Genomic DNA, 1,744 nt, shown 5'->3' on the forward strand with positions numbered 1-1,744 from the left:
TCGGAGACTATAATTCCAAAATATTCATTGGAAACCTAACGAGACTCCATCAAGCAAAAACCGTCGAAATCCGGGTTTATACTTTTTCCCGCTTCCACACGGACAGGGGTGGTATACGCTCTCTGGAGTCATGCGTTGTTGAATGGTGTTTTGGCCATTTTCCAATGGCCAAAACAATGAGGGACCAGGGATGAACGTAACGAGCACGGAATAGAAATTTCCGTTATCTTGGCAAATACCATCAGCCGGAAATGGATGTTTATTAATCGGAAGTTCATCGCATGTAGTACCCCTGAGGCCGTAAATGGCAAGGCCTCAGGGGTATTTTTTACTGTATTATGTAGCCACGAAATATTCTGTGCAAAAGGAGGATTACTGCCGTTCGTGTAGAATACATTAGTTATGAAAACTCATTCTAATGCGATGCATGTAGCCATAACCAACCGAACCTATAAAGGCAGGACTTACTCCTCCACTCTCCTGCGACAAACCTACCGCGAGGACGGTAAGGTTAAGCACCGGACTTTGGCCAATTTGTCCGCTCTTCCTGAGGATGTGGTTGACATCATTCGCCGGGCGCTCAAAGGCGAGACATTCGTCTCTGCTGCAGAAGCCTTGAAAATCACCTCGTCTAAATCTCACGGTGCTGTGTCCGCGATACTTTCAGTGGTCCGCAAAATCGGCTTAGATAAAATTCTTGGCGGTGATGTGCTGTGGCGTTCGATTGTTTTAGGCATGATCACAGCTCGCTTGATTGAACCAGGTTCAAAACGATTTACCGCTGCATATTGGCAGCAGACGACACTTGGCTCTTTGCTATCCCTGCCAGAGTCTATATCCCCTAACGCGTTGTATGAAGCCATGGATACACTGTTTTTACGCCAGCCAGTCCTTGAGAAAAAGTTGGCGAAGAAACATCTCGAAGAAGGAGCCTTGGTTCTGTATGACTTATCGTCGTCTTACCTGGAAGGTACGCATTGTCCACTAGCCGCCTTTGGGTACAGCAGGGACAAGAAACGCAGTAAAAGGCAATTCACTTATGGACTGATGACGAATAAAGATGGATGTCCGGTTGCTGTCGAAGTCTTTCCGGGCAATCGTACGGATGCGAAAACTCTGGAAGAACAGATGACCCGCCTGCGTGAGAAGTACGATCTGCGTAGAGTGGTACTGGTCGGTGATCGGGGGATGATGACCAAGACTCGAATCGCTGACCTAAAGAAAGTAGGTTACGATTGGATCACAGCACTGCGGGCCAGTGATATCCAACATTTGTACGAAGATGGAGCTTTTCAGTTATCCCTATTTGATGACCGGGATGTCGCTGAAATTGAACACCCTGATTACGATGGGGAGCGATTGGTGCTCAATCGCAATCCCCTGATGACAGAGGAACGACGTCGTAACCGACAGGACCTTCTGTCAGCCACGGAGCGAGATTTGGAAAAGATTCGCGTTCGCGTTGAGACTGGCAAATGGGTTGCGGCCGACAAAATTGGACTGGCTGTCGGCAAGATCATTGACAAGCACAAAATGGCGAAACACTTCATCTTGGAAATCTCAGATGGGATATTCCGATACAAACGTGACGAGGAACGAATTGAGAAAGAGGCGCGACTCGACGGAATCTACATCGTCCGCACGGATGTTCCGCACGAGGAGATGTCCATGGAAGAAGTGGTGGAGACATACAAGGGCCTGCAACAAGTGGAACAAGCATTTCGAAACATGAAGAGCATGCAAC

At 48.0% G+C, this 1,744-nt stretch carries 1 protein-coding gene; it reads left to right on the forward strand.

Translation table 11 applies throughout. The annotated features are described in order from the left end of the window. Nucleotides 1-402: 402 nt before the first annotated feature. The coding region (locus M4I36_RS15540) for an IS1634 family transposase (RefSeq protein WP_258112673.1) at nt 403-1,744 on the forward strand (1,342 nt) is incomplete at its 3' end.

The organism is Alicyclobacillus sp. SP_1, assembly GCF_024706985.1.
GTDB lineage: Bacteria > Bacillota > Bacilli > Alicyclobacillales > Alicyclobacillaceae > Alicyclobacillus_I.